Genomic DNA, 2,371 nt, shown 5'->3' with positions numbered 1-2,371 from the left:
AGCGTGCGGCACGTCGGCGAGGTCGAGCCGGCTGAGATCCTTCGCGCGCGAGACGGCAGCCGCATTGGCGCCGCTGTTCTCGATGAGGGCGGGGGCATAGGCGGAGAGGGAAAGCGCCAGCCAGCCGGCTAGCACCGCCGAGGGGCACGTGACCGCCACCAAAAGAGACCGCCGATCGTTCATGATCCCTGCCTCCAAACGGTTCTGCCCGAACCCGTCTTGTCCGGACAGCGATGATGCAAACAGTCTGACGAAAACAGTCTTGCACGGAAAGGCACGCAGCGCGTCGATTGTTCGGGGGACGGTGTGGCGGCGCAATGGCACAAATCGGCGAAAACCGGCTTTTCGGGCAGGTGTTGCTGAGCTGCAACGCAGGTTCCATTGCGGTTCCAAGGGGAACTGCCGCGCGTTGCGCGCAACTTTGTTGCGGCTGGCGCGTTTGGTCGCCCATGACGCATTCCTCACTCCGCCCCATGGACGCCTTCGATCCGACCGAACCCGCCATCCTGCACGATCGCCTTACGGACACGATCATCACCTGGACCGCAGATCAGGCCGACGATTACCGGCGGGCCAGCCGCACGGGAGATGACGGAGCCGTGGCCTGGAAGGCCTATCTCTTCGACGGCTGGGGCAACGTGCTCGGTGGCTGAGCACTGTCCATAAAACCGCCATGTCGCGGCCGAACGTGATTCGGCCAACGCCTTGTACGTATTAAACATATCGCCATGCACGGCGCGCGCTGTTGCAATGCAACAAAGCATGTCGCAATGCAGCAAAACGCACCTAAATATGCTCCGACTCTTCCACTCAGGAGCACTACCAATGAACAAGAAGACTCTGTCGATCGCCGCCGCCATCCTGACGATCGCGGGCAGCACCGCGGCTTTCGCCGCCGAGCTGCCGACTTACGAGGCCAATGGATTTCCGGTCTCGCCCTTGCAGGTCCGCGTCCTCGGTGCCGCGCATGTCGAGCAGAAGGCTGCTGCGCCGACCGCGGTCGCCTCAGCCCACCAGGCGAAGGTGCTCAGCCCGCGCAAGGTGAAGACCGCCGACGTCACCACCGGCGCTGCCCGCTGATCTGACATCGCGTGACGGCAGGTGGGTTCCGCGGAGAGGCGGGACCCACTGCCTCACCGACTTCTTCGACGTCGAAGCTGCTTGCGCATTTCGCGCGTGCAGGATCTTGGAACTGCCTCGTGCGCATCTCGCGCCGGCGCGCATCGTGCAATGTCTCGGCACGATGAAATTGACACCGATGCGCTGATTGAGAATCCGGCCGCGAAACAAGTTCGCGTGAATGTGCCGGTTATGTATCCCCGTTCATAACGGGCGTGATCCTTTTAACAGTTGCTTTGCACGTCGCGTTGCTTGATGCGGCGGTCGCATCGTCGCGGCCAATTTTTGAAATCATAATGGAGGCCGTCATGCCCGTTGTGCAGAAAGCCGTTGTTGCCACCGTTTCGCCGCGTGCGTTCATTCTCAAGCACACCGCTCTGTTCGCCGCCGCCGCTCTGTTCGTGTTCGTGCTCAGCCTGACATACGGCCTCGATCTCAGCCCGGGATTTTTCTGAGCGATCGTCCGCTGCGCGCTAAGCACTCCGCGCGCGCAGCGTGCAGGCTTGACGGTGAGACGAGTCCCGCATTCGCTGCGCTCACGCGGGCTACAGATTGCGCTGCGTGCCAGCCCTGCAGCGGCGTGGGTTGAGCCGATGGGCACGTTGCCATAAGGCTTGATCCCATGGATCAGCGGACGAGCGGCGCTGACGCTCTTTCTCGGAACGACGATGCAGCGCCGGCACTGCTCGGCGTGGTCTGCGGCCTTGCCGCGGCGCTGTTCTGGGCGCTCGGCTTTGCCGGTACGCGGCATGGGCTCAAGGTCGGCTTCACGCCGGTAGATCTGCTGGTGCATCGCTATGTCTGGTCGGGCATCGCGTTCCTGCCGCTGGTGCTGCGCGCCGGCATCGGCGATCTCTGCGGCATCGGCTGGAGCAGGGGCCTCGTGCTGATGGTGCTCGGCGGCCCCGTGATGTCGCTGATCTCCTACACCGGCTTCCTGTTCGTGCCGCTCGGACATGGCAGCGTGATCCAGCCCTCTTGCGCGACGCTCGGCGGCCTGCTGCTCGCGGCTGTCGTGCTGAAGGAACATATCTCCGTCTCGCGCCTTGCCGGCGCGATCGTCATCGTCGGCGGTCTCGGCGTGATCGGCGCGGAATCGATCGGCCATATCGGTGCCGACGGCGTGCTGGGCGATCTGATCTTCGTGCCGCTCGGACATGGCAGCGTGATCCAGCCCTCTTGCGCGACGCTCGGCGGCCTGCTGCTCGCGGCTGTCGTGCTGAAGGAACATATCTCCGTCTCGCGCCTTGCC

The 2,371-nt window shown here is 63.8% G+C and carries 4 protein-coding genes and 1 pseudogene; 4 read left to right on the top strand and 1 reads right to left on the bottom strand.

Annotation, left to right across the window (positions count from 1 at the left end; genetic code table 11):
• Positions 1 to 183 (bottom strand): annotated as a pseudogene (locus tag MOV75_RS34835) (hypothetical protein); the annotation flags it as partial.
• A 266-nt stretch (positions 184 to 449) separates the two neighbouring features.
• Here MOV75_RS34835 and MOV75_RS34830 point away from each other — a divergent pair.
• The 4 genes from MOV75_RS34830 to MOV75_RS34815 form a co-directional block, all read left to right on the top strand.
• Positions 450 to 653 carry a hypothetical protein gene (locus MOV75_RS34830; RefSeq protein ID WP_246931007.1) on the top strand — a complete coding sequence of 68 codons (204 nt, stop codon included), beginning with the start codon at positions 450 to 452 and terminating at the stop codon, positions 651 to 653.
• A gap of 172 nt (positions 654 to 825) precedes the next feature.
• Entirely contained in the window at positions 826 to 1,080 is a 255-nt protein-coding gene (locus MOV75_RS34825; RefSeq protein WP_246931008.1) for a hypothetical protein, read from the top strand.
• A 254-nt stretch (positions 1,081 to 1,334) separates the two neighbouring features.
• Positions 1,335 to 1,574 (top strand): hypothetical protein, encoded by a 240-nt coding sequence (locus tag MOV75_RS34820; protein WP_247007607.1) that lies wholly within the window; start codon positions 1,335 to 1,337, stop codon positions 1,572 to 1,574.
• 167 nt (positions 1,575 to 1,741) lie between these two features.
• A partial coding sequence (locus tag MOV75_RS34815; RefSeq protein WP_247007606.1) for a DMT family transporter occupies positions 1,742 to 2,371 on the top strand: 630 nt, incomplete at its 3' end.

The organism is Bradyrhizobium sp. PRIMUS42, from assembly GCF_023006515.1.
Lineage (GTDB): Bacteria > Pseudomonadota > Alphaproteobacteria > Rhizobiales > Xanthobacteraceae > Bradyrhizobium.
The sequence above is the reverse complement of the archived record's forward strand: the minus strand, read 5'-3'. Positions and strand labels throughout refer to the sequence as shown.

Coding starts and splice junctions, on each gene's coding strand:
- MOV75_RS34825 (WP_246931008.1), top strand. CDS start 826: ATGAACAAGAAGACTCTGTCGATCGCCGCCGCCATCCTGACGATCGCG.
- MOV75_RS34830 (WP_246931007.1), top strand. CDS start 450: ATGACGCATTCCTCACTCCGCCCCATGGACGCCTTCGATCCGACCGAA.